Raw genomic sequence first — 25161 nt, 5'->3', positions numbered from 1 at the left:
TATTATGAAAAGAAACTCATTCCTACACAGAAATGAGTTTCTTCGAATTACGATTTCAACTGGATGTCTTGGTCTGCCTCATTTTTGAGTATAGGTTCACCTGTGCTCAGCACGGATTCACGATTCACGATGCACTTAGTTACTTCCGGCATGGAAGGAACTTCGAACATAACGCGTTTCATCACCTTTTCAATGATAGCACGCAAACCACGAGCACCTGTTTTTCGCTGTAATGCTTCATCAGCGATTTCTTCTAATGCATCTTCAGTGAAAGTTAACTCTACACCATCAAGGGATAGAATTTTTTCATATTGTTTTGTTAATGCATTTTTAGGCTTTGTCAAAATTTGGATTAATGCATCTCTGTCCAATTGGTCTAATGTTACCATCACAGGTAAACGGCCAATGAACTCAGGAATCAAACCAAACTTCAATAAATCTTCAGGTACAACATCTTTTAAGATAGCCGATACATTACGTTCTTCTTTACGTTGCACGTCTGCACCAAAACCAAGGGTTTTCTTAGCGGTACGCTTAGTAATAACCCGGTCCATACCATCAAATGCACCACCACAAATAAAGAGAATATTTGTCGTATCGATTTGAAGCATTTCTTGATTTGGATGCTTTCTACCACCTTGAGGTGGAACAGAAGCAACGGTACCTTCTAAGATTTTAAGCAATGCTTGTTGTACACCTTCACCAGACACGTCACGTGTAATGGAAGGATTCTCAGACTTACGAGCAATCTTATCGATTTCATCGATATAGATAATGCCGCGCTCAGCCCGAGCTATATCATAATCTGCAGCTTGGATAATTTTGAGTAAGATATTTTCTACGTCTTCCCCTACATAACCAGCCTCAGTTAAGCTTGTAGCATCTGCAATAGCAAATGGCACTTCTAGCATTTTCGCTAAGGTTTGAGCCAATAGTGTTTTACCACTACCAGTAGGACCAATGAACAATACATTAGCCTTTTGTAATTCTACATCATCTACTACATTATCTGTTTGTAAGCGTTTGTAGTGATTATATACAGCCACAGCTAAAGAGATTTTAGCATCATCTTGACCAATAACATATTCGTCAAGATGAGCCTTAATATCTCTCGGCGTTGGCAATTCTTTTAAGTTGAAGTCATCCGTTTCAACAGCACCCAACTCATCAGCGATGATACGTTCACATACTTCAACGCATTCATCACAAATATACACGTTAGGACCCGCCACTAATTTGCGGACTTCTTCGCTTGTGCGTCCACAAAAACTGCAGCGCATAGTGTCTTTATCTTTTGCCAAGGGGCGCCTCCATTACTTGCTTTCTACAGGTTCTCTAGTGAGCACCTCATCGATTAAGCCGTATTCAACGGCATCCTGAGCACTCATGAAGTTATCGCGATCCGTATCGCGAGCTACTACTTCAATATCTTGTCCACTGCGAGAAGCTAAGATACCATTTAATTCTTCACGCATGCGAAGAATCTCACGGGCATGGATTTCAATTTCAGATGCTTGCCCTTGTACACCACCTAATGGTTGATGAATCATAACGCGTGCATGAGGTAACGCATAACGTTTGCCTTTAGTACCTGCTGTTAAAAGCACAGCACCCATGCTCGCCGCAGAGCCTACACAAATGGTAGACACATCTGGTTTGATATATTGCATCGTATCATAAATAGCCATGCCGGCAGTTACAACACCGCCGGGGCTATTAATGTACAAATGGATATCCTTGTCAGGATCCTCTGCTTCTAGGAATAGCATTTGCGCAATAACCGCATTAGCCACATTATCATCGATAGGACCACCGAGGAAGATAATGCGATCCTTTAATAAGCGAGAGTAAATATCATAGGAACGCTCACCGCGTTCACTTTGTTCAACTACGATTGGTACATACATATATTCACCTTTTCATGTACCTAGTTGAGCAAACTATTATTCAGCTGCTTCAGCGCCTTTTGCATTATCAATAATGAATCGAGCTGCTTTTTTGCGAGCTACAGAGCCTGCCAACATAGCTACACGACCTTCTTTTGCAATAATATCCCAAACTTCTTTAGGATCTGCCCCAAAGTTTTGAGCCATAATGAAGATTTCACGGTTCATGTCGTCAGGAGTTACGTCGATACCTTCAGCAGTTGCGATAGCATCTAATACTAAATCAGCGCGTACGTTTTCAGCTGCGGAATCTTTGTATTCAGAACGTAAATCTTCGATAGTTTTGTTGGAGAATTTTAAGTAGTCATCAAGTTTCAAGCCACGACCTTCCATATTCATAGCCAATTCTTGAATCATTTGTTCTACACGATCTTCGATCATTACTTCTGGGATTTCAACAGTAGCGTTTTTAACAGCTGTTTGAATCAAGTCAGCATTGTAAGTATCAATTGCGCGACGGGAAGCTTCTTCTTCCATTTTAGCGCGAAGATCTTTTTTCAATTCTTCAATAGTTTCGTAAGAGCTTGCTTCTTTTGCGAACTCGTCGTTCAATTCAGGCAATTCTTTACGTTTAATGTCATGGATGTGAGTTTTGAATTCTGCTTCTTTACCAGCAAGTTCTGCTACGAAGTAGTCTTCAGGGAATGTTACTTTTACAGTTACATCATCGCCAGCTTTAGCACCGATCAATTGATCTTCAAAGCCAGGAATGAAGCTACCGGAACCGATTTGTAATGGGTAGGATTTACCTTCACCACCATCGAATGGTTTACCATCAATGGAGCCAGCGAAGTCAATTACTGCAAAGTCGTCTTTTTGAATTGTAGCGCCTTCTTCAGCAACAACCATTTTCGCTTGTTGTTCACGGATGTTGTTCAATTGTTCTTCGATTTGTTCATCAGTTACTGTAGCATCTTGTTTTTCAGCTTCTAAGCCTTTGTAATCGCCAAGTTTAACTTCAGGGCGTTTAGTTACAGTAGCTTTAAAGATTAAATCTTTACCTTCTTCGAATTGTTCGCGTTCGATTTCTGGATCAGATACAGGAACGATATCATTTTCACGAAGAGCAGCAGTGTAGTTTTGGCTAGCCAATACTTCGAATGCTTCTTCCATGATAGCTTCTTTGCCAAAGTTCATTTCCAAAATACGGCGAGGTGCATGGCCTTTACGGAAGCCAGGGATGTTTACTTGACCTGCAATGCGTTTTACAGCTTGTTTAATGCCTTTGTCTACTTCAGCTGCAGGTACTTCAATAGTTAACGTTACTACGTGTTGATCAACATGATTTACAGTTGCTTTCATTTAAAATATGTCCTCCTCGAAGGGCAATACGCCCAAATTTCTGTAGTATATTATGCACTCCTAATAATAACATAAATGCAAGGTCAATGCAATTCTTCTCAATTTACACTAAAAGACCACCCCAAAACGGGTGGTCTTTATACGTTTTACATAATTATGCTAATTAGTTATCTTTAGCGATCAATTTGATGATGTCTCGACGAGATAAGATGCCGACTAAATTGTAATCTTTATCTACAACAGGAACATTTTTCAAATGTTGGTCTAACATAACAGATACAATTTCTTCTACCTCTTTATCTGGTGTAGTCGTAATTACTTCATCAGTCATCAACTCATGAACATGAGATGCCAACAATTTTTTGAACTTTGCATTGTATTCGCCAATGCCATTGTAATAAATACTAGCGCCTAAAACATTTACGTAATGAGGTACATGAGGGCGCACTTTTTTATAAAGTAAATCACCTTCAGAAATAATACCTAATAATTTATTATTGTCATCCACTACGGATACAGCAGTTAAATTGTACTTAACTAATAAATCAGCTACATCAGAAATTGGTGCATCTTTACCAACAGTAACAGGGTATTTATTCATTACTTCTTGAATTTTCATAGTGAATTCCTCCTCACCAAATATATATGGCCTTATTATACTATTCGACATAGCATAATAAAACTCCTTTTTTTGTGAACTGATTATATAAATAATTTATAAGTCTATCCCTAGTGTATAAGTTATAGTAACTATTATTCACTAAACTACTAGAATTAAATTAATAAACTATTAAACTCACCAATGATATGGTTCATTTCGATTAATTTTTGACGCTCGATAGATTTGTTCCACCAATAGTAATCGCACCATTTGGTGAGTAAAGGTCATAGGGCTAAAGGATAATTTAAAATTTACCGACTGGCGCAATGCTTCACTAACACCAAAAGCTCCGCCAATGATAAAAGCCATATCGCTAACGCCATCAACCTCTAGCTTTGCTACAGTCTTAGCTAAATCTTCAGAAGACATTGTTTTACCGTACACATCAAGTAAAACCGTATAGGCATTTTTAGGAACTACTTTTAGTAATCGTTCCCCCTCATCATCTACTACTTGCTTACGATCCGCATCACTTGGTTTATCTCCAATTTTACTTTCATTTAGTTCTGTAATCGTAATGCCCCCGTATGGTCGCATTCGTTTTACAAACTCCGCAACGCCATCACGCAAATAAGCATCTTTTAGCTTGCCAATACAAACTACATAAAATCTCATATTTTACCTCTTTACGGATTTCATAGATACAATTTCATTAGGTTGTCCATGTTGCAACTTCATTTCAGGTCCAATGCGAACACCACCATCAACAAGCATTTTTCCAATCGTTTGGGTAACAAGGACCGCGTTATTATTATTCTCAGAACGGTGGGCCAAAATAACTTGCATAAAGTCAGGTCGATTCATCATAAGCAAGGCTTGTGCGGCCATCTCATTACTTAGATGACCTTCATCACTAGCGACCCGTTGTTTCAAAAACGGTTGATATGGACCAAAGCGCAGCATGTGAGGGTCATAATTAGCTTCCAACACTAACAAGGTCGTATCATCCATGCGGCGCAAGATACTATCGGAAATCACACCTGTATCGGTAACGACTGTAACCTTATCTTTTCCTGCAAAAACATTGATCCCAATAGGGTCTGCCGCATCATGACTCACAGCAAAGGGTTCTACAATGAGATTCCCCAATGTTAAACTACCTTTCGTCAGTTCAATTAGTTGATTCTTTGGTACGATTAACTTATTTTGAATCTCACGCCACGTTCCTTGCTTTGTATACACAGGAATATCAAAACGTTTCAACAGTTGCTGTAGCCCAGCTATATGATCACTATGTTCATGACTGATAAATATACCCTCTACCTGTGCCATATCGATATGCAATTCTTTTAACCCATTGACGATTCGTCGACAACTAATGCCTACGTCGTGCAATATGACGGAGTTTCCTTTTTTTATTACTGTACAATTGCCCTTGCTACCACTAGCAATGACATGGATCTCCAACGGTGAGGATTCACTCATCAAAACACTCCATATACTAAATCATAATTTTTTACATATTTTTGTGAAAGTCAGTGACTTAGTTATTCGATATAACTATTGTATTAAGTTATGTACCACTAAACTATCATTACTTGCTTTCAGATAAGTCAGTCAAACGCCTTACAAAGTACGCCATATTAGCTTCGATATCTGGACCTCGACGGAACATATCGCCACCGACGAGGAACATCGTATCATAGCCGTATAACTTAACTAATTCATTGAGACGAGCATCTGTTACACCACCACCTGGTGCTGGGCAAGCGGCTTTCATCAACACCATAGGTTGTTTAATATAATGCGAAATTCTCTTGCATTGCTCCTCTGTGAACGTAAAACGACCACCATAGGAAACAAAGATGGGCATATCGGCTCCAAAGATACGAGGTAATAAGCCTAGTTGTAGATAATCTGCCACACCAGACGTACCAGGGCTTACAAAACCACCAGAGTATGCTGGATGATGAATAATTGGTAGCCCTAGTTTCTCATCGGTAGCCAGTTTATGAAGCCACCCAAAACCTACAAGACCTGACGCCACCATGAGAGCCGTAGCACCAGCCTCTTTAGCAAAATAAGCACGGTCAATTACATCTGTACCATCGCCAGATACATTGGCTGCATATAACGTATGTGTACCATGAATAGCATTCATTTCCTGCACCATGGCAGCACATCGTTTCACTCGATCTTTATATTGAGAAAAAGACTGATTGGAGATGCCATGGTCATCCTTAATCACATCTGCCCCACCGCGTGTATAAGCACCACACATACGAGCTAACTCTTCATTAGCTGTTCCCATAGGTTTTACAACCGCCTGAATCATAGGTCGTGTCGGTGTGTGCACTAAGTCACGAATGCCTTGTAAACCAAACTGAGGCCCAGTAAACACATCATAAAGGGTTGGACATAACGCTACATCTACCACCCAAATATGAGGTTGTAAGGACGAGTTTCCAAAGACAACATTTAAAAATTGTGTCGCTTCTAATGCCGTAGTATCTACAAGATACGAAATACGAGCCACATAGTAACGAGATACATCAATTACAGCATTTGGCATAACGCCAACATTGGCATATGCAGAACCTTGTTCCATAGGCTCAAGACTCTCTAACCGACCAGTGATATTTTCTTTAATATACGAATCAGTAATAAACTCATAAGGGAACTCTATGGTTTGTTCTACTTGAACAGCCCAAGCAATGGCTTTTGCTTCTTCATATGAACCTGCTTCTATTCGATACGTAACTATAAATCGCTCGTCTTTCATAATGCTTCTCCTTTGCAATAATATTATTTAATTATATACCAAAGTAGTACACGATTCCACACAAAAAAGGGCTCACTCTAAAACTAGAGTGAGCCCTTTTAAAAGCGAAAACATGTATATAGATGTTTTACCTATACAAACAAGGTTTCTATTGTGAAAGACAATACATGTAATCGTATGAGAATAAACTCGTCTAACTATATATTATTGATAGAAATGTTTAGGATAGCCTTTGAATCGTGTGAAGTGACGGTATTTACGTGTTGCACGATTAGGTTCGTTAACAGTTTTGTAACCAAAGCCGTTGAATACAACGTTTAGAAGAACGGCAATGATACTACCAGCTGTGATACCAGATTTCAAAAGAATTTGAGCCCAATCTGGGAAATGTGCGTAGAAGTTAGGCGCAGCTAGAGGAATCATGGATACACCAATACTAATCGCTACTAACATCAAGTTGTAGTTACCATCAAAACTAACTTTACCAAGGGAACGGATACCGCTGGCAATGATCATACCAAACATTGCGATACCTGCACCGCCTAAAACGGCATTTGGAATACAAGCTACGATAGCAGCTAATTTAGGGAAAAGACCTAATAAAATAAGAATAACACCAGATGCTGCTACAACAAAGCGGCTCTTAACGCGTGTTACAGCGATAAGACCAACGTTTTGAGCGAACGCTGTGTAAGGGAAGCTGTTAAGAATACCACCGATAAGAGTAGATAAGCCATCAGCACGAAGTACTGCAGCCAACTCTTTTTGACCGATAGGTTTATCAACGATTTCGCCTACTGCAATACTGTCACCAGTTGTTTCAACCATAACTACGAGCATTACAATGATCATAGAAATGCTAGAAGCAACGTCAAAGGTTGGAAGACCAAAGTAGAACGGTGTTACAATGGATACCCATTGAGAACGACCTACTTCGGAGAAGTCAGCAACACCACAAAGCATAGCAAGGGCTGTACCAAGAATAAGACCTACTAAGATTGCTAAATTACCAATAAATCCTTTACCAAATCGATAGGTTATAATAACAATAATAAATGTAGCTACACCAAGAGCAATGTTAAGCGGATCACCAAAGTTTGGACTGCCTGCACCGCCGCCCATCCATTTAACTGCTACTGGCATCAGGTTGATACCAATAATAGTAATGATAGTGCCTGTTACTACAGGTGGGAATAGACGAATCAAACGACTAAAGAATGGAGCCACAAGGAATGTAAAGATACCGGCTACGATAATCGCACCGTAGATAGTTGTAATATCATGCTGCTGACCAATCATAATCATTGGACCTACAGAAGCAAATGTTACACCTTGAATAAGAGGAATACGACCACCGATAGGACCAAAGCCTAATGTTTGAATCAATGTAGCAACACCACATGTGAACAAGTCGGCCGTAATCAAACGAATTAAGTCTTCAATAGGTAAGTTCATCGCTTGTGCGATGATGATTGGTACCGCTACTGCACCTGCGTACATAGCTAGTACGTGCTGTAAGCCATAAGCAAACAATTGCGTCATTGGCAGCATACCATCTACATGGTCGACGCCAGATATAGCTTTACTCATAAGAATCACCTCATATCTTACGTTTTAGTTACTAGTAAAATTATATAGTCATACTATCGTACATGATAGAGTTTAGAGAAATCTCATCGACTTCACGTGGGAACCTTGATGGCTAGGGGCCTTAGGCCCCTACCCATTAAGCAAATATTCTATTTTTTATAACCTGTATGTTGAATCGGCAAAGATCTACGTGGTTCTCCGTCAATACGACGATACGCATTTGCAATAGCTGGTGCAATTGGAATACTGGAAATTTCACCAATACCTTTAGCGCCGTATGCATATTGTTCTGGTGTCCCCTTTTCAATCAAACTTACATGAATTGGCGGACATTGTGTCGCTCTAAGAAGACCTAGAGTGCCGTATTTAGCTGTTACATAGCCATCTTTATAAGGGAAGTCTTCTGTTACAGCAAAGCCCATGCCCATGATAGCGCCGCCTTCAGCTTGACCAGCACAGGATTGTGGGTTAACTACGCGACCTACGTCGTATGCTACATGTAAATCAGCAATTTTATTATCTTCACCAATTGTTGCTACACAAGCACCGTAACCATAGGCAACGTGATTTTTTGGATGTGGTTTATCAGAGTTGAATGGATCTGTTTCACCAAGGAACTCTTCATAAATTTCTACGCCATTCAGTTCTTCTAACGTCTTAGTTTCTAACATTTCTTTCAAGCGAAGACTTGCTTTGCGAGTTGCTTCACCAGTGAATACTGTTTGACGAGATGCAGTAGTTGTACCAGAGTCTGGTGTACGTACTGTGTCAGGGCGCTCTACAAATACTTTGTCAGCTGTCAAACCAGTTGTTTCACAAAGAACTTGAGTAGCCATAGTAGCCATACCTTGACCGATACAAGCTGCGCCAGTACGGATGCGAACTTTACCGTCACGTACTTCTAAGATAACGCGGCCAGTATCAGGTAAACCTACACCGATACCACTGTTTTTCAAACATACTGCAAGACCTGTGCGGTCAGATGCGTAGTATGCATCTTTTACTGCTTCCAAACATTCTGCTAATGCAGTTTCTTCGGAGCAAATTTGGCCATTTGGTAAGGAGTCACCAGGGCGAACAACGTTTTTATAACGGAACTCCCAAGGATCCATACCTACCAATGCAGCTAATTCATCAATATTTTGTTCTTGACCAAAGATAGTTTGTGTTACGCCGAACCCGCGGAATGCACCACCAGGAACAGTATTTGTGTAAACACAAACCCCATCAAAGGCAAAGTTATCAAATTTGTAAGGACCACAAGAGTGTGTACCTGCACGTTGAAGTACAGGACCACCTAAGGATGCATATGCACCACAGTTAGATACGATGTTTACCTTACTTGCCACCAAGTTGCCTTCTGCGTCACAAGCAGTAGTAATATCCATTTCCATCGCATGGCGTTTAGGGTGAATATTAAGACTTTCTTGACGAGAGAAGAGAACCTTAGTTGGTTTACCTGTGAGCCAAGCTACAAGAGATGCATGATGTTGTACACTCATGTCCTCTTTACCACCAAAGCCGCCACCTACGAGCATACTATGAACTTTTACGGATTCCTCAGGAATGCCAAGCATACGAGATACTTCATGGCGATCATCGTAAACGTTTTGACTACCGGAATGTAAATGAATTACATCGCCTTCACGATATGCCACAGCACATTCAGGCTCCATGAACGCATGGTCTGTTTGAGGTGTGGAATAGTGATTTGTAACAACAAATGCAGCCTCTGCAATAGCCTTATCTACATCGCCACGAGATAATGTTTGACGAGACAATACATTTCCATTTGGATGTAATTGAGGCGCATCTGGTTTCAATGCTTCTAATGGATCTACTACAGGCTCTAACTCTGTATAATCAACTTCAACGAGAGCAAGAACTTCGTCCAAGTATTTTTTCTCTGTAGTTGCTACGAGTGCAATTGCATCACCTACATAACGAGTGATATCGCCTTCTGCAATGAGCACATCCCAGTCTGCCACTAAGTGACCAGTCTTATTGAATGGAACATCTTTTGCAGTTAAAGCTGTTACACATTTAGGATGTGCAAGTGCTTTAGAAACATCAACGCGATCAACTCTAGCGCGAGGATATTTAGAGCGCAATGCTTTAGCATAAATCATGCCGTCCATATGGATATCATCAGCGTATTGTCCAGTACCTAGTGCTTTTTCCTCCGCGTCTACACGGTGTAAACGAGCACCTACATTACCAGTTGTATCCTTTTCAGGAACTGGTAAGTTCTCACGGAACATTTTTGCTGCTAGCATAATGCCTTCTTCGATTTTCACATAGCCTGTACAACGACAAATATTACCTAAAATAGCTTTTTTAACATCATCAGCTGTAGGATTATTATTTTCGTCAATCAACGCTTTTGCACTAATAATCATACCAGGGATACAGAAGCCACATTGCACTGCTCCGCATTCACCAAAAGCATAGGTGTATACTGCTTTTTCCCGCTCAGTTAGGCCCTCAATCGTTACAACTGATTTACCATCCAATTGGGATAATTTACTTACACAAGCCTTAGCTTTTTTTCCGTCTATAATTACTGTACACGTACCACAAGCACCCGCACTACAACCTTCTTTAGTGCCAGTTAATTTCAAATCAGCTCGCAAGAAATCAATTAAACGCTGATCCTCTTGAACCTCATGTTGGGTGCCATTCACTTGAAAGCGGTACATATATAGCCCTCCTTTCATTAAGGAATACATTCACCAAGATATGATTCTGTTAAGGATCCATCTTGTACCACATGGTGACCTCTAAGGATTACATCGCGAACCTTACCGGTTACGGATATCCCCTCATAAGGTATATAGTCAGCCTTTGTATGGGCAGACTCTTTTGAAAGAACATGTTCTACGCTCTTATCAACAATTGTAATATCCCCATCACTACCTACAGCTAATGTTCCCTTCTTAGGATACATGCCATATAGTTTCGCTGGGTTTTCACTAACTAGTTTCATAAAATCTACGGCACTCATATTGCATTGGTTTACCAATACATCATAAGCGACAATGCCCCGCTCCTCAGCGCCTGGAATGCCGCCTGGAATACGGGTAAAGTCATGACGACTTTTTAGTTTTTGATCCTCAAAATTGAAGCTACAGTGATCGGAGCCAATAGTTTGGAATGTTCCATTTACTAGGGCTTCCTTTAATGTCATTTGATCTACTTTAGTTCTAAGAGGTGGACTCATCACATATTTGGCACCTTCATAATTAGGCAAGCTATATCGTGATTCATCAAGTACCAAATATTGTGGACATGTTTCACAAGTCACAGTATGACCTAATGCGCGTTCTCTAAGGATTTCTTCTACCCCTTCTTTAGAACTTACATGCACAATATGTACTGGATACTCTAGAGAAGCGCCGATTGTACTAAATCGTTTAATTGATTCGGATTCAATCATAGCTGGTCTCGTAAGTGGATGATTACTTATATCTAATTCACCACGCTTACGCTTATCAGCTACGAGTGCATCGATGAGATCACCATTTTCACAGTGAGCTCCTACAAGTGCGCCTGTTGGTTTAATAGCTTCAATAGCGTCATAAATCTCACGGTCCGTCAAACGGAAGCCATAAGCTAAATATACCTTAAAGGATGATACACCAGCTTCAACCACTTTTGGGATTTCACTGACCACAGTATCATTCATTTCTACAAGCTCCATATGGAATTTGTAGTCACAGGAGCAATGCCCTGCGGCACCCTCCTTATGAACCTCTAAGCCTTTACAAAGGGAGCCTTCCTCAGGAGAAGCAAAATTGATAATTGAAGTAGTCCCGCCAAGGATAGCAGCCTTTGTGCCACTATCAAAATCATCCGCAGTAGATGCTAAAGCATTAGTCATTTGGAAGTGTGTATGAGGATCTATAAATCCTGGGAATACATAGCAACCTTTTGCATCAATTACTTTAGCTCCTTCTGGAACAGGAACGTGTTCATCGATGGCGACAATTTTGTCGCCATCAATTAATAAATCTCCGGTAAGGATTCGATCAGTTAAGACCAATTCCCCTTGTTGTATGATAATCATGATACATAGTACACATGCTCTTTACAGAAGGCATGTACAACTCCTTTCAATTCTTCAGGTAATGCATCAATGTCACATACGGCTTCTTCACCTTTGAAGCGGTAACCACAGCTAGTGCCTGTGATGTAGAAACCATCATTTGTACTATCTGCTAAAGCTTCAGCATTGTGGAAGAATGTAATGCGATCCTTGTATGGTTGACAAGGTTCTACGCAATGACATGCACAGTTACCACACTCATTACAGCTTTGATCTACATGGACGATCAATTTAGCATCATTTACAGTAACGACTTCATTACATCTATTAGGACATACGCGAACGCAAGCACCACACACTACGCGGCAGTGGTAGTCAGAGCTACGTGTACCAGGGAAGGATGGCATTGCTTCACGTTTTTTCTTCATTGCATCGCTTTTCTTGAATACTTTATTTTCAGCGATGTCTTTAGCAAGTTCTGCGATAAGTTCTTTATGAACTCTTAATGCAGCGTTGTAATCAGTAGATTCAACTTCATCTGCCAAAGCTTTGAAAGTATTGTAACCTTCGCCTTGTAGAAGAATTGTACATACTGTTACAGGCCAGATACCACAGTCAAAGATAGCTTTGATATTTTGTTTTACAGCACCACCGCTGTAAGACATTGGTAAACGTTCACCGAATTGAGCACTTAAAAGCTCAGCTACACCAATTGTTACAGGTAACAAGGATTTACCAGACATGTACATTTGCTCGCCTGGCAATTCATTGTTATGAATTTGTACAGGGAATGTATTTGTCAATTTAACGCCAAAGATTTTGTTGTGTTTTTCACCAAGAGCGATAAGACGTTCTAACATTGGAACAGCTTTATCGAATTGAAGGTCAACTTCGAATTGATGATCTTCAAAGTCAATATATTCAAAGCCAGCATTATCTAACAACTCTCTAATGCGTTTTGGACCTAACAATGTAGGGTTGCATTTCAAGTATAAGTGAAGGCCTTTTTCACTGATAAGGTAAGAACAAATGGATTCGATTTCTTCAGCTGGGCAACCGTGCATTGTGGACAATGTGATTGCTTGGCAAAGTTCATCGCTAATGGAGTTGATGAAATCAGCATCGATATGTTCAAATTCATCTACATGGTCAAGACACCATTGTTTGCATTCATCCCACATAGGAGATTGAGATGCACTGCGCATTGTGTTGATAAATTTATCAACCATTGGGCTCTTAATACCAGCCAAGTTGTAACCAACACTCATAATGAACAAGAAGCCATCTGGATCGCCTAAGCCTAATTCTTTAGAGATTAATTTTAATGCGAACCAAGCTTTGATGTATTCATCAGCAGCTTCATCACAGCTATATTCAGAAGACCACTCTACGTTGTATGCTTCGTCTACAGAGTAGATACAAGGTCTAGGAATACCTAATTCTTCACCGTACATAATTTGTACAGTTTTTAATTCGATGCAACGAGCACCAGCTACATAAGATGCCACAATATTTTGTGCTAACTGTGTATTAGGGCCAGCTGCAGGACCTACAGGGTTTTCAATGGATTTACCAAAGATAGATAAGCGTTGATCATGATTAGTACGATGAATTTTATTTACATTGTAAATACGATTGTACATCTTGTACTCAGTCATAATGTGGTTCATCAAATTTCCGAAACTTACCGGATACATAATGTCACTCATAATGTCACACTCCTTTAAAGCGCTTGCGTTATGGGTTTAGTCGTTTCCATAAACCTTTAGATGTTGATAAAACTTCGTTCATTACTTCAGCTTTATCGATGCCTTGTAACTTACGATCGATCATACGTGGTACACCATCACTAATAGTTGTTACCACATACATACCATTAGCACCGAATAATAAGTGACCATTGATGTTATTTTCATCAAGTGGCGTTGGTGCTGCGTAATCAAGAACGATTACGTCAGCTGCGGCACCTTTTTTAAGGATGCCAACTGTAGTATCGAAGAATTCATTCGCCATTTTACGGTTGTTTTCAAATAGCATATGAGGAACTTCGCCCCAGCCTACATATGGTTTATGTTGCTCATGTTTTACAAGGCAGTTTGCTACTTTGTAAGATTCGAGCATGTCATTTGTGTAACCATCTGTACCTAGACCAACTGTGATACCTGCACCTAATAGTTTCAAGATATCTGTTGTGCCTACTGCATTACCCATGTTACTTTCTGGGTTGTGTACAACCTTAGCTTGAGATTCTTTCAATAATTCTACATCTTGGTCTGTTACGTGTACGCAGTGACCTGCAATACTCTTAGGACCTAAAATGCCAGACTCTACAAGGCGTCTAACAGGTGTCATGCCATATTTTTCTTTACTATCTGCCACATCTTCAGGGCCTTCTGCAACATGAACATGATAACCTAATTTATCTTCATTGTGAGCTTTAACATAATCTAATGTTTCAGGGCTTAGCGTAAAGGATGCATGTACGCCCATCATAGCAGCAAGTCTTGATGGATCTTGTTTTGCTTCTTTACCAAAGCGTACGTTTTCTGCAACAGCAGCTTTCATTTGATCTACGCCGTTGCGGTCAGATACTTCGTAGCATAAACAAGAACGAACGCCGAACTGTTTAGCTACATCAGCAATAACAGATAAGCTGTTATGAACTTCACCATAAGAAGCATGGTGGTCAAAAATAGTAGTTACACCATTTTCGATACAGCCTAAATACGTAAGTAATGCGCTTGCTTTTACATCAGGTGCCGTCAATTTATTATCTAAGTAGAACCAAAGTCCTTCCAAGATTTCACCGAAGTTAGTCGGTGCTGGACCTGGCAACGATAAGCCTCGTGCAAGAGCGGAGTAAATATGATGATGTGCATTGATAAAACCAGGCATAATCAAGCCGCCATGAGCGTCAATGATTTCTGCGTTTGCATAAGTTTTACATAACTCATCATATGTACCAATATCAACAATTTGAGTCCCGTCGATAGCAACAGCACCATCATAAATGATAGGTCTATCAGCGTCGCGAGTAATAACAGTACCTTTCCCTAAAATAATCATCTGGGAACCTCCTCAACAAAACGTTGAAATGCATACTTATAAATCTATATATTATTATAATACGATACGTGTACCTGTTTTTCCTGCTATACCATCTTTAGATTTTTCTAATAATGTGATAATCGCAACACGGTCTTTTTTAGATGCAGCAAATGCAACAGCTGCTTCTACTTTAGGTTTCATAGAACCTTCGCCAAATTCGCCTGCTTCGATATATTCTTTAGCTTTTTCAACAGAGATTTCGTCTAACCATTGTTCTTTTTCTGTACCAAAGTTAATGGCAACTTTTTCAACAGCAGTTAAAATAACGAGTACATCAGCATCAATTTCTTGTGCTAATAAGCTACTAGTCCAGTCTTTGTCGATAACGGCTGCTGCACCATGAAGTTCATTACCTTCTCTAGTTACAGGGATACCGCCGCCACCACAAGCAACGATCAATTGTTTACCAACTAAACCTTTAATAGCTTCTAACTCGATAATTTCTTTAGGTGCAGGAGATGCTACCACGCGGCGATAGCCACGGCCAGAATCTTCTTTAACAACGTAATCATAGTTCTTTTCTGCGTATTCAGCTTCTTCCTTAGTCATGAAGTGACCAATTGGTTTTGTAGGATTTTTGAAAGCTGGGTCATTTTTATCAACAAGTACTTGCGTAACCATTGTCATAGTTGGTAGATGTTCAATACCACGATTTAACAACTCTTCGTGAAGAGCATTTTGCAAGTCATAACCGATATAAGCTTGGCTCATTGCCACACATACGGATAGTGGAGTGTTTGGTTGGCCTTCTTTTTCACGAGTCAACGCTGCCATCGCATTGTTGATCATACCAATTTGTGGGCCATTACCATGTGTTACAACTACGTCGCAATCAGCTTCAACTAAGTCAACGATAGTTTTTGCTGTGCTTTTTACAGCAATTTTTTGTTCTGGAAGGGAATTACCTAACGCATTCCCGCCTAACGCTACTACAACTCTTTTTCTCATGTTATTCCTCATAACAAATTACAAACAATTAAGAATAAAAAGGAGCCATCAACACGGATGGCCCCTAAACTTTACTTTACGGTTGAACGCGGTCAGTTCCCTTCCGTTCTAATTCTTTTAAAGTTTCTACAGGATTTTTGAATTTACTTAAGAAGATCATAGCTGCAATAACATATGGTTTGTAGCTTGCTTCTTTGTAAAGAGGTACGCGGTAGCGATCGAATACTGTTGCGTCTACTTCGCCTTCTTCACAACTTACACCTGTAATATCTGCTGGCAAGCAATGTAAGTAAAGAGCTTTGCCGTCTTTAGTGAGACTCATCATCTCTTCAGTACAAGCCCAATCTTTATGTTTACCATTTTCTTCAAGAAGAACTTTTTCTAATGCTTTAATGCCTTCATGGTCGTTATCGCCATACAATTTAGTACGTTTTTCCATAGCGCCGAATGGTGCCCAGCTCTTAGGATATACGATATCAGCATCTTTGAAAGCATCTTTCATGTCGTTAGTTTTACGGAAGGAGCCTCCACAAGCCTCAGCTTGTTTTTTAGCGATTTCTTCAACTTCTGGCATTACTTCATAGCCTTCTGGATGAGCTAATACAACTTCCATGCCAAGACGAGTGAACAAACCGATAGCACCTTGAGGTACGGATAAAGGTTTACCATAAGATGGGGAGTATGCCCAAGTCATAGCAAGTTTTTTACCTTTAAGATTTTCAACACCGCCGAACTCTTTGATGATATGAGCTGCGTCAGCCATGATTTGTGTAGGATGGTCGATATCACATTGTAAGTTTACAAGTGTAGGGCGTTGTTCTAATACGCCATCTTCATGACCTTCTTTAACTGCATCGGATACTTCATGCATGTAAGCATTACCTTTACCAATGTACATGTCATCGCGAATACCGATAACGTCAGCCATGAAGGAGATCATGTTAGCTGTTTCACGAACTGTTTCGCCGTGAGCGATTTGGGATTTACCTTCATCTAAGTCTTGAACTTCTAAACCTAAAAGGTTACAAGCGGAAGCAAAGGAGAAGCGAGTTCTTGTGGAATTATCACGGAATAAAGAAATGCCAAGGCCGCTGTCAAATACTTTAGTGGAGATATTGCGTTCTCTAAGAGCACGTAATGCATCAGCTACAGCCCAAACACCTTGTAATTCGTCATCAGATTTTTCCCATGTTAAGAAGAAATCTTCACCGTACATTTTGCTAACGTCTAAGTTTTGTAAAGTTTCAATACTTTTATTGAAGTCTGTCATCTGTAAGTCCTCTCTTTCAATTCCCTAAAGGGCTACTTAGAATCTAACTTTATATGGTACCTCATCAAATGGTGAGATACCATATGAAATCCTTAATAATTAACTATTTTCTAGTTATATCCGTTTAAAATAGATCTAATTCAATTAATGTGTGATATTAGTCTTTGCAGTATACGGATGGTAATAATGCATATACAGCTGCACATGTAACAAGGTCTTGTTTCCATGTGATTTCGTTAGGAGCATGTGCTTGAGCTTCTGCGCCAGGACCGAAGCCGATGCAAGGGATGCCGTTACGACCCATGATGGATACACCGTTAGTGGAGAATGTCCATTTATCAGTCAATGGGCGAGCTTTACGCATTTCAACTGTGTCTTCTGCACCGATACGTTCGTTGCCATACAAGCTAGTGTATGCTTCTTCCAAAGCTTCTGTTACTTTGTGATCTTTAGGAATTACCCAAGTTGGGAAGTAACATTCGATTGGATAAGTTAAACCAGTCCAGGATGGACGAGCATATTCGTACATAGATACTTTCGCACCATATTTTTGAACATGTGGTAATGCTTCGATTTCTGCCAAGCAGGATTGCCATGTTTCACCAGCAGTCATACGACGGTCCAAGGAAACGGCGCAAGAGTCAGCTACTGCACAACGGCTTGGAGAAGTGTAGAAGATTTGGGAAGTAGTTACAGTACCGCGACCTAAGAAGCGAGCTTCTTCGTAGTGGTCTGGGTTGAATTTAGGGTCAAGCATTTTTACAAGACCTTTAATTGCTGTGCTTTCATCAGCAGAGTTAGCATTCAAGTCACGGATGTCTTGAAGAATGTCTGCCATTTTGTAGATAGCGTTGTCACCGCGTTCTGGAGCAGAACCGTGGCAAGATACGCCTTGTACGTCTACGCGGATTTCCATACGACCACGTTGGCCACGGTAGATACCGCCGTCAGTTGGCTCAGTGGATACTACGAATTCAGGACGAATATTGCGTTCTTTAATCATGTATTCCCAGCAAAGACCATCGCAGTCTTCTTCTTGAACTGTACCTACAACAAGTACGCGATATTTATCGTTAAGAAGGCCTAAATCTTTCATGATTTTAGCGCCGTATACAGCGGATACGATACCACCTAATTGGTCAGATACACCACGACCACCGATTTGTGTTTCATCTTCGAAACCTTCATATGGATCGAAGTTCCAGTTGTCACGGTTACCGATACCTACAGTATCAATATGAGCATCGAAAGCGATAAGAGTTTTACCAGAACCCATGTAACCAAGAATGTTACCCATTGGGTCTACTTCAACTTCGTCGAAGCCAAGGTCTTTCATTTCTTTTTCAATGCGTTGAACGTGCTCTTTTTCTTCAGAACTTTCACCAGGGAAAGCTACGATTTCACGTAAGAACTTTGTCATCGCTGGGCCATAAGTTGCCGCTGCTTGTTTAATTGCTTGTAAATCCATAATTAATGCCTCCTAACGATCTTCACCGTACCACATAATGTTTTTATATCTTTCAGGGTCTGTATCACCTTCAGTGGAGAAACAGAGAACCTTTGAAGACGCATCTAATTCTAACTCTTTGCGTAAGTCTTCATATTCTGGCATTGTCATAAGTGCCATTACAAGACCTAATGGAACCGCACCAGACTCACCAGTTGTAATTGGAGTATCGCCTTTAATTGGTGCACCACCAACGCGCATACCTAAACGTGCTACCCAGTCTGGAGCAGATACGAATACGTCTGCGTGGTTTCTTAAGATATCCCAAGAAACTGTATTTGGTTCGCCACATGCTAAGCCTGCCATGATTGTTTCAAGGTCGCCTTCTACAATGCGAGGTTCCCCATCATCAGCTACAGCGCCTTTGTATAAGCAAGCTGCTGCTTCTGCTTCAACAACAACCAATTTAGGTTTTTTAGCTGCATTGCTATATAAGTTAGTGAAGTAACCTACTACGGAACCAGCAAGAGAACCTACACCAGCTTGTACGAATACATGAGTTGGAACTTTGCAGTTTTCAGCTTCTAATTGAGCTGCTGTTTCCATAGCCATTGTGCCATAGCCTTGCATGATCCAGTTTGGAATTTCTTCATAACCTTCCCATGCTGTATCTTGAACTACAACACCATTTGGAACTTCTTTAGATTTTTTAGTTGCTAGGCGTACACATTCATCGTAGTTGAATTCTTCGATTGTTACTGTAGCGCCTTCATTTTCGATTTGTTTTCTGCGGTATTCTGTAGAGCCTTTTGGCATGAATACTACAGATTTTTGACCTAATTTATTTGCAGCCCAGGCTACGCCGCGACCGTGGTTACCATCAGTTGCAGTGAAGAATGTAGCTTGGCCGAATTCTTCTTTTAATTTTGCAGATGTTAATACATCATATGGTACATCTTCAACTGTTTTACCAAGTTGTTGAGCCACATATTTACCCATCGCATAAGAACCGCCCAACACTTTGAAAGCATTTAGACCAAAGCGATAGGACTCATCTTTTACGAAGAGAGAATCAACACCGATATAAGATGCTAAATTTTTAAGTGAAACAAGTGGAGTTACCGTATATTGCGGGAAACTTTCGTGAAACGCTTTAGCTTTCTTAATTTCTCTAACATCCATAACCGACAAAAACTTGTCGCTAGATGGTGCCATCGTATTACGTTTCCACTGAATTCGTTCCATATTTGCCTCCTAGGATTCTTCCTTTACAGTATTTAAATCACTATAAAGGGTAAACTTAGAAATATTAAAATACTCTGCTATCTTCTCTGAAGATTTAGAGATAAGAAAAGCCCCTTTTTCATTTAAGTAGGTAATCGCTTTAAGACGTTCCACCTTACTCATAAGTGGCCCAGGTTTCCCCACTAAACGTTCTGCTTCTAGTAATAAATCATCTAATAGTTCTGACACGCTTGTAGTAATTTTTTCAACAGATCCAGAATCACCTTGACCTGTATTTACTAAACTATCCAAAGCCCGATGCATCATAACTAGCTCGGTTATGTCTTGGTTAATCCCTAGCAAGTAGGCTATGCACCCTTTATCATCACGGATATACATAGTAGATGATTTTAATATTCGACCATCCTTAGTTTTTGTAAGGTAACCGAATCGACCTTCGCTACCGTCGTCATAACTTAGTACATCTAAAACGGCATGAGATGGTCCATCGCCAACATGACGATTAGTTATGGTACCATTTTCAATATATACAAGTGATGTATCGATATCACGTTGCAAGTCGTGAATCAATACCTCACAAGAAGGCCCAAATTGAACGGCCAACCCATGAGCTATCACCTGTAATCGTTCTAGTGTACTCATAAAATAACCTTCCTCTCATCGGTATTGGTTACTATTTTGTGGACTGAAAGCTTCAGCCTGCAAATTAATTAGTATGTTGAGATTCATTCTAACTAATTTTGTAGCAACCTAATTTTTTGTTAGGTTCCCTAACTTGATTATAGTTCTATGTACACAAAAATGCAATGATAACATGCATTAAAGTTATTTGTAATTATACAAGCATATTCATCAATAGCGAAGAACATATATAAACATTGTGTTTTTCATCATATTATTTTTCAGTTATCATTTTTTTTGATAATTCACGGATAACATCTTGCAAAAATAAATAATATGGAATTCTATAGAAGTAATGCGTATTCTTCATATCTATATCGGGATTTATATATATGCTTTATAAATATTCTTTGTATTCATTAGAAAGAAATTTTTCGTTCTAATTGAAACATTTATGTTATATATAATAAATGTAAAAAGGCTGTAATAACGAATTTATCGTTATTACAGCCTTTGTATATTGTTGAGATCAAATTAAGCGTTCGCTAAAGTTTTACCTAATTCTTGGCATTGAGCTTTACCATCATCATCAGGTTCACCCAAAAGTGCTACGCCATCAGCTACTAATTCACCACCAGCATCTTTAATGCGAGTGCCCCAGTCTTCTAACCAAGTGCCACCCCAACCATAGGAGCCAAAGATTGCTACTTTTTTACCACCCAATTTAGCTTCTAATTCTGTGTAGAATGGTTCAAATTCACCTTCTTCTAATTGTTCTGCACCCATATCAGCACAGCCAAGAGCTAGTTTTTCGTAAGCTGCTGCGTCATCTACGGATACTTCAGAAACAGATTTAACTTCAACTTCTTGACCTGCAGCTTTGATACCTTCAGCTACTGCTTGAGCCATTTGTTCTGTGTTGCCTGTACCGGACCAATAAATTACACCAATCATCTTGTACCTCCTAGGCCGTTCTTGCGACCAATGAACTAAATGTTTTTCCCAACATCAATTGAGTTTGACAAAAATTACGACATGCTTTGTAACATAAGAAAGAGCGCTTTGCATCTACCACATCATGATAAACCTTCCACTCCCCACACATATGGTATCCGTTGCCACGACGAGAAATGAAATATTTCACATCTTTTAATGGATAACCTAGAAATACGCCGATTTCATGTGGAAAATCAATACTCGCTTCCATACGATATCTTAAATGCTCAAGCATCTCCATAATGCTCATGCGATCATGATATCCGTAAGCTTTCAAAAATGTCATCACCGCAGGTTGCCGTACATAGTCTCGTAATTGCTTCTCACGGAATACCAATAACAGTCTACGCGCTTTACAGCGACATAATTCAAAGAAGAACAATCCTTTTTCATTGAACTCTTTATTATATTCTGTCAATACAAATTGGATTTGTTCATTCATGTCCCGTGGAATAGAAACCAAATTCGAAAGCTTAATACCTCGAATTGCCGGTGCACAATGATATCCAATGATATGGTCAATTGAATTCATCATAATAGTACCTGCCTGTTGCACATCGTTAGAATCCTCTCTAATGAGAATAATTCCTATATGCCCATAGTACTCTTGATGAGAAAAATTGTCAAGAATAATTGATATATATTTTCAATAATTATTTATTTTTTGGCATTAAGCAAACCTTTAACTTTAGGGAAAACCGCAGCGTCATTAGCCTCATCAATAGCGATAAAGCGTGCGTTCGGGCCTGTATATTTATCTTCAGAAAGATTAATATGCAAGATTTCATTATAAGAATTATTATTAGCTACGCTTTTATATTTTAATGTACCCTCATAGGCATTACCTTGTTTTACTAATGGTTTTACTACTGTGAAAGTACCAAGTACCGGGCTATCCCCCTTGTTAATAGCAGCTGCTAATGCACCAAGGGCAGATGGATCAGTATTTACATGTTTTGTTTCACTCATGCGACTGGATAACTGTTTACCTAATACTACATTAGCATACACTGCATAATGCATTTCATTTTCGTTTTTAATATTTAATGTATATACATCTGCAGAAGTTGCACCTGCTTCAACAAGAACAGACTTTACATCCTTTTTAGCATCTCCAGCAAATAGCGCTTTAGGATTGTTCGGATACACGGCAACACCTTCAGGCAATTTAACACCTTGGTATGTTACCGTTTGGCTTCTATTCAAAATAGACTTAATATTCGCTGCAGAACCAACAGCTGGTACAGATACTAATACAGCTGCTGCCGTAGCAAGTAATACTAATTTTTTCATAGTTCTCCTCAACGAAACATGTTCATAATACATTATCAATACAACAACAAGAGGTGACTCTAACAATGGGCTACAATTTCTAACAATAACCATAGGTTAAAGGTCTCTAATAATCTATTACGAACAAATTATTTCTAATAACAACACAGTATTAAAGAACCGCCCACCGAGGGGCGGTTCTTTAGCATCATGGTTAGCTACCACGAATACAATATTATTTCTTTTGTTCTTTAGCCCAGCTATCGCGCAAACCAACAATACGGTTCATTACGATATGATCTGGTGTGCTATCTTTATCAGTTACAAAATAACCTTGGCGTAAGAATTGGAAACGATCGCCAGGTACAGTTGTAGCAAGACAAGCTTCCCCTTTACTATTGAATACTTGTAAGGACTCATGATTAAAGTCACCTAAGAAGTCTTTACCGTCAGAGTCTTCTTTGAGCAAGTAATCATACAAGCGGGACTCGATATCTACTGCAGTAGATGCTTCAACCCAGTGCAATGTACCTTTAACTTTACGCGTACAACCACTGCCACTCTTAGTTTCAGGATCATATGTACAGTGAATTTCTGTAATATTACCATTCTCGTCTTTAATAACGTCAGTACATGTAATGAAATAAGCACCTTTTAAGCGTACTTCTTTACCTGGTGCCAAACGGAAGAATTTCTTAACTGGCTCTTCCATAAAATCATTGCGTTCGATATAGATTTCACGACCAAATACAACTTCACGGTTGCCAAGTTCTTCGTTTTCAGGGTTATTTTCAACTGTTACAAGTTCTGTTTGACCTTCTGGATAGTTTGTAATAACAACTTTCACAGGATCAATAACTACCATCGGACGTGTAGCTTTGAGTTTTAAATCTTCACGGATACAGAACTCAAGCAAAGCAATATCAACAACGCTATCAGCTTTAGCGACGCCAATGCGATCACAGAAATCACGAATTGCTTCTGGAGTGTAACCACGACGACGCAAGCCAGAAATAGTAGGCATACGAGGATCATCCCAACCAGCTACAAGGCCAGCCTCAACAAGAGCACGCAATTTACGTTTAGACATAACCATCTTAGTTACATTTAAGCGAGCAAACTCAATTTGTTGTGGAATTTCAGTGTCGTCCCAGTCCTCTAATACCCAATCATATAATGGGCGGTGAACTTCGAACTCTAATGTACAAATAGAATGTGTTATACGTTCAATAGCATCTTCAATAGGATGTGCATAGTCGTACATTGGGTAGATTACCCATTCATTACCTGTATTGTGATGTTCAGCTTTTACAATACGATAAATAACAGGGTCACGCATAACGATATTAGGATGTGCCATGTCAATTTTTGCACGCAATACCTTTTCACCATCGGCGTATTTACCGTCTTTCATCTCTTCAAAGAGTTTCAAGTTTTCTTCTACGCTACGATCACGGTAAGGGCTATTGATACCAGGTGTAGAGAAATCACCACGAGTTTGTTTGATTTCCTCTGCAGTTTGGTCATCTACATAGGCTTTGCCAAGAGAAATCAATTTCTTAGCATATTCGTACATTTCACCGAAGTAGTCGGATGCATAGCGAACCTCGCCATCCCATTCAAAGCCGAGCCATTTTACATCTTCCATGATGGAGTTTACGTATTCAATATCTTCTTTTGTTGGGTTTGTATCATCAAAGCGAAGATTTGTTAAGCCATTGTACTGTTTACCAATACCAAAGTTAAGGCAGATAGATTTAGCATGGCCAATGTGTAAGTAGCCATTTGGTTCTGGCGGGAAGCGTGTTAATACACGACCACCGTATTTACCAGTTTCGTTATCTTTGTTGATGATAGCTTCGATAAAGTTAACAGATACAACTTCTTCAGGAGCTACAGTTCTTTCAATATCTTTATGTTCCACCGTTCTTACCTCCATAGGATAAATATTCTTTTATTTTACCATATTTTGCATAAAACCGCATATT

Annotated in this window: 21 protein-coding genes; all 21 read right to left on the bottom strand. The window is 39.7% G+C overall.

Annotated features, from left to right (window positions below):
- Nucleotides 1-47 precede the first annotated feature (47 nt).
- The 21 genes from clpX to RYM16_RS00430 all read right to left on the bottom strand — a co-directional run bounded on the left by clpX (nucleotide 48) and on the right by RYM16_RS00430 (nucleotide 25097).
- The gene (gene clpX, locus RYM16_RS00530) at nucleotides 48-1301 is read right to left on the bottom strand and encodes an ATP-dependent protease ATP-binding subunit ClpX (RefSeq protein ID WP_009351310.1); all 1254 of its coding nucleotides are present in this window, start codon (nucleotides 1299-1301) and stop codon (nucleotides 48-50) included.
- Nucleotides 1302-1313: 12 nt separating this feature from the next.
- On the bottom strand, nucleotides 1314-1907 hold the full coding sequence (clpP, locus tag RYM16_RS00525; RefSeq protein ID WP_009351033.1) for an ATP-dependent Clp endopeptidase proteolytic subunit ClpP: 594 nt from the start codon (nucleotides 1905-1907) through the stop codon (nucleotides 1314-1316).
- Between the two features lie 36 nt (nucleotides 1908-1943).
- Nucleotides 1944-3248: a trigger factor gene (tig, locus tag RYM16_RS00520; protein WP_314981715.1), complete on the bottom strand. Its 1305-nt coding sequence runs from the start codon at nucleotides 3246-3248 to the stop codon at nucleotides 1944-1946.
- A gap of 163 nt (nucleotides 3249-3411) precedes the next feature.
- Nucleotides 3412-3867: a CBS domain-containing protein gene (locus RYM16_RS00515; protein ID WP_274204780.1), complete on the bottom strand. Its 456-nt coding sequence runs from the start codon at nucleotides 3865-3867 to the stop codon at nucleotides 3412-3414.
- 177 nt (nucleotides 3868-4044) lie between these two features.
- The gene (gene rlmH, locus RYM16_RS00510; protein WP_105081978.1) at nucleotides 4045-4524 is read right to left on the bottom strand and encodes a 23S rRNA (pseudouridine(1915)-N(3))-methyltransferase RlmH; all 480 of its coding nucleotides are present in this window, start codon (nucleotides 4522-4524) and stop codon (nucleotides 4045-4047) included.
- Nucleotides 4525-4527: 3 nt separating this feature from the next.
- On the bottom strand, nucleotides 4528-5334 hold the full coding sequence (locus RYM16_RS00505) for an MBL fold metallo-hydrolase (RefSeq protein ID WP_314981713.1): 807 nt from the start codon (nucleotides 5332-5334) through the stop codon (nucleotides 4528-4530).
- Nucleotides 5335-5443: 109 nt separating this feature from the next.
- Nucleotides 5444-6631, bottom strand: coding sequence for a RuBisCO large subunit C-terminal-like domain-containing protein (locus RYM16_RS00500; RefSeq protein WP_314981711.1), 1188 nt, complete (start codon nucleotides 6629-6631; stop codon nucleotides 5444-5446).
- A 204-nt stretch (nucleotides 6632-6835) separates the two neighbouring features.
- On the bottom strand, nucleotides 6836-8221 hold the full coding sequence (locus RYM16_RS00495; RefSeq protein WP_314981710.1) for a nucleobase:cation symporter-2 family protein: 1386 nt from the start codon (nucleotides 8219-8221) through the stop codon (nucleotides 6836-6838).
- Nucleotides 8222-8370: 149 nt separating this feature from the next.
- Nucleotides 8371-10920, bottom strand: coding sequence for a selenium-dependent xanthine dehydrogenase (gene xdh / locus RYM16_RS00490; protein ID WP_274204776.1), 2550 nt, complete (start codon nucleotides 10918-10920; stop codon nucleotides 8371-8373).
- A gap of 17 nt (nucleotides 10921-10937) precedes the next feature.
- A complete protein-coding gene (gene hydA / locus RYM16_RS00485) occupies nucleotides 10938-12287 on the bottom strand; it encodes a dihydropyrimidinase (protein WP_314981708.1) in 1350 nt (449 codons plus the stop codon).
- Nucleotides 12284-13975, bottom strand: a complete 1692-nt coding sequence (locus RYM16_RS00480; RefSeq protein ID WP_314981706.1) for a selenate reductase — start codon at nucleotides 13973-13975, stop codon at nucleotides 12284-12286. Before RYM16_RS00480 ends, hydA begins: the two co-directional genes overlap by 4 nt.
- Before the next feature lie 28 nt (nucleotides 13976-14003).
- Nucleotides 14004-15332 carry a putative aminohydrolase SsnA gene (gene ssnA, locus RYM16_RS00475; protein WP_314981704.1) on the bottom strand — a complete coding sequence of 443 codons (1329 nt, stop codon included), beginning with the start codon at nucleotides 15330-15332 and terminating at the stop codon, nucleotides 14004-14006.
- Nucleotides 15333-15386: 54 nt separating this feature from the next.
- On the bottom strand, nucleotides 15387-16322 hold the full coding sequence (gene arcC, locus RYM16_RS00470; RefSeq protein ID WP_009351223.1) for a carbamate kinase: 936 nt from the start codon (nucleotides 16320-16322) through the stop codon (nucleotides 15387-15389).
- A gap of 76 nt (nucleotides 16323-16398) precedes the next feature.
- Nucleotides 16399-17592: a knotted carbamoyltransferase YgeW gene (gene ygeW / locus RYM16_RS00465; RefSeq protein WP_009350980.1), complete on the bottom strand. Its 1194-nt coding sequence runs from the start codon at nucleotides 17590-17592 to the stop codon at nucleotides 16399-16401.
- Nucleotides 17593-17749: 157 nt separating this feature from the next.
- Entirely contained in the window at nucleotides 17750-19060 is a 1311-nt protein-coding gene (locus RYM16_RS00460) for a YgeY family selenium metabolism-linked hydrolase (RefSeq protein ID WP_009351064.1), read from the bottom strand.
- A 12-nt stretch (nucleotides 19061-19072) separates the two neighbouring features.
- A complete protein-coding gene (dpaL, locus tag RYM16_RS00455; RefSeq protein ID WP_314981703.1) occupies nucleotides 19073-20284 on the bottom strand; it encodes a diaminopropionate ammonia-lyase in 1212 nt (403 codons plus the stop codon).
- A gap of 9 nt (nucleotides 20285-20293) precedes the next feature.
- Complete coding sequence (locus tag RYM16_RS00450; protein WP_314981701.1) at nucleotides 20294-20926, bottom strand: helix-turn-helix transcriptional regulator; 633 nt, start codon at nucleotides 20924-20926, stop codon at nucleotides 20294-20296.
- 513 nt (nucleotides 20927-21439) lie between these two features.
- On the bottom strand, nucleotides 21440-21859 hold the full coding sequence (locus RYM16_RS00445) for a flavodoxin (protein ID WP_009351198.1): 420 nt from the start codon (nucleotides 21857-21859) through the stop codon (nucleotides 21440-21442).
- A 10-nt stretch (nucleotides 21860-21869) separates the two neighbouring features.
- Nucleotides 21870-22457, bottom strand: a complete 588-nt coding sequence (locus RYM16_RS00440) for a DUF3793 family protein (RefSeq protein WP_054746867.1) — start codon at nucleotides 22455-22457, stop codon at nucleotides 21870-21872.
- Between the two features lie 101 nt (nucleotides 22458-22558).
- Nucleotides 22559-23194 (bottom strand): hypothetical protein, encoded by a 636-nt coding sequence (locus tag RYM16_RS00435; RefSeq protein ID WP_314981699.1) that lies wholly within the window; start codon nucleotides 23192-23194, stop codon nucleotides 22559-22561.
- Between the two features lie 214 nt (nucleotides 23195-23408).
- Nucleotides 23409-25097, bottom strand: a complete 1689-nt coding sequence (locus tag RYM16_RS00430; protein ID WP_314981698.1) for a glutamine--tRNA ligase/YqeY domain fusion protein — start codon at nucleotides 25095-25097, stop codon at nucleotides 23409-23411.
- Nucleotides 25098-25161 lie beyond the last annotated feature (64 nt).

The sequence above is a fragment of the uncultured Veillonella sp. genome (genome assembly GCF_963524655.1).
In the GTDB taxonomy this organism is placed as follows: domain Bacteria; phylum Bacillota; class Negativicutes; order Veillonellales; family Veillonellaceae; genus Veillonella.
The sequence above is the reverse complement of the archived record's forward strand: the minus strand, read 5'-3'. Positions and strand labels throughout refer to the sequence as shown.

Excerpts from the sequence above, each read along its gene's own strand:
- rlmH (WP_105081978.1), bottom strand. The coding sequence starts at position 4,524 with ATGAGATTTTATGTAGTTTGTATTGGCAAGCTAAAAGATGCTTATTTG.
- RYM16_RS00515 (WP_274204780.1), bottom strand. The coding sequence starts at position 3,867 with ATGAAAATTCAAGAAGTAATGAATAAATACCCTGTTACTGTTGGTAAA.
- ssnA (WP_314981704.1), bottom strand. The coding sequence starts at position 15,332 with ATGATTATTTTAGGGAAAGGTACTGTTATTACTCGCGACGCTGATAGA.
- clpP (WP_009351033.1), bottom strand. The coding sequence starts at position 1,907 with ATGTATGTACCAATCGTAGTTGAACAAAGTGAACGCGGTGAGCGTTCC.
- RYM16_RS00495 (WP_314981710.1), bottom strand. The coding sequence starts at position 8,221 with ATGAGTAAAGCTATATCTGGCGTCGACCATGTAGATGGTATGCTGCCA.
- RYM16_RS00435 (WP_314981699.1), bottom strand. The coding sequence starts at position 23,194 with ATGAAAAAATTAGTATTACTTGCTACGGCAGCAGCTGTATTAGTATCT.
- RYM16_RS00500 (WP_314981711.1), bottom strand. The coding sequence starts at position 6,631 with ATGAAAGACGAGCGATTTATAGTTACGTATCGAATAGAAGCAGGTTCA.
- arcC (WP_009351223.1), bottom strand. The coding sequence starts at position 16,322 with ATGAGAAAAAGAGTTGTAGTAGCGTTAGGCGGGAATGCGTTAGGTAAT.
- ygeW (WP_009350980.1), bottom strand. The coding sequence starts at position 17,592 with ATGACAGACTTCAATAAAAGTATTGAAACTTTACAAAACTTAGACGTT.
- xdh (WP_274204776.1), bottom strand. The coding sequence starts at position 10,920 with ATGTACCGCTTTCAAGTGAATGGCACCCAACATGAGGTTCAAGAGGAT.
- RYM16_RS00450 (WP_314981701.1), bottom strand. The coding sequence starts at position 20,926 with ATGAGTACACTAGAACGATTACAGGTGATAGCTCATGGGTTGGCCGTT.
- dpaL (WP_314981703.1), bottom strand. The coding sequence starts at position 20,284 with ATGGAACGAATTCAGTGGAAACGTAATACGATGGCACCATCTAGCGAC.
- RYM16_RS00480 (WP_314981706.1), bottom strand. The coding sequence starts at position 13,975 with ATGAGTGACATTATGTATCCGGTAAGTTTCGGAAATTTGATGAACCAC.
- hydA (WP_314981708.1), bottom strand. The coding sequence starts at position 12,287 with ATGATTATCATACAACAAGGGGAATTGGTCTTAACTGATCGAATCCTT.
- RYM16_RS00445 (WP_009351198.1), bottom strand. The coding sequence starts at position 21,859 with ATGATTGGTGTAATTTATTGGTCCGGTACAGGCAACACAGAACAAATG.
- RYM16_RS00460 (WP_009351064.1), bottom strand. The coding sequence starts at position 19,060 with ATGGATTTACAAGCAATTAAACAAGCAGCGGCAACTTATGGCCCAGCG.
- tig (WP_314981715.1), bottom strand. The coding sequence starts at position 3,248 with ATGAAAGCAACTGTAAATCATGTTGATCAACACGTAGTAACGTTAACT.
- RYM16_RS00505 (WP_314981713.1), bottom strand. The coding sequence starts at position 5,334 with ATGAGTGAATCCTCACCGTTGGAGATCCATGTCATTGCTAGTGGTAGC.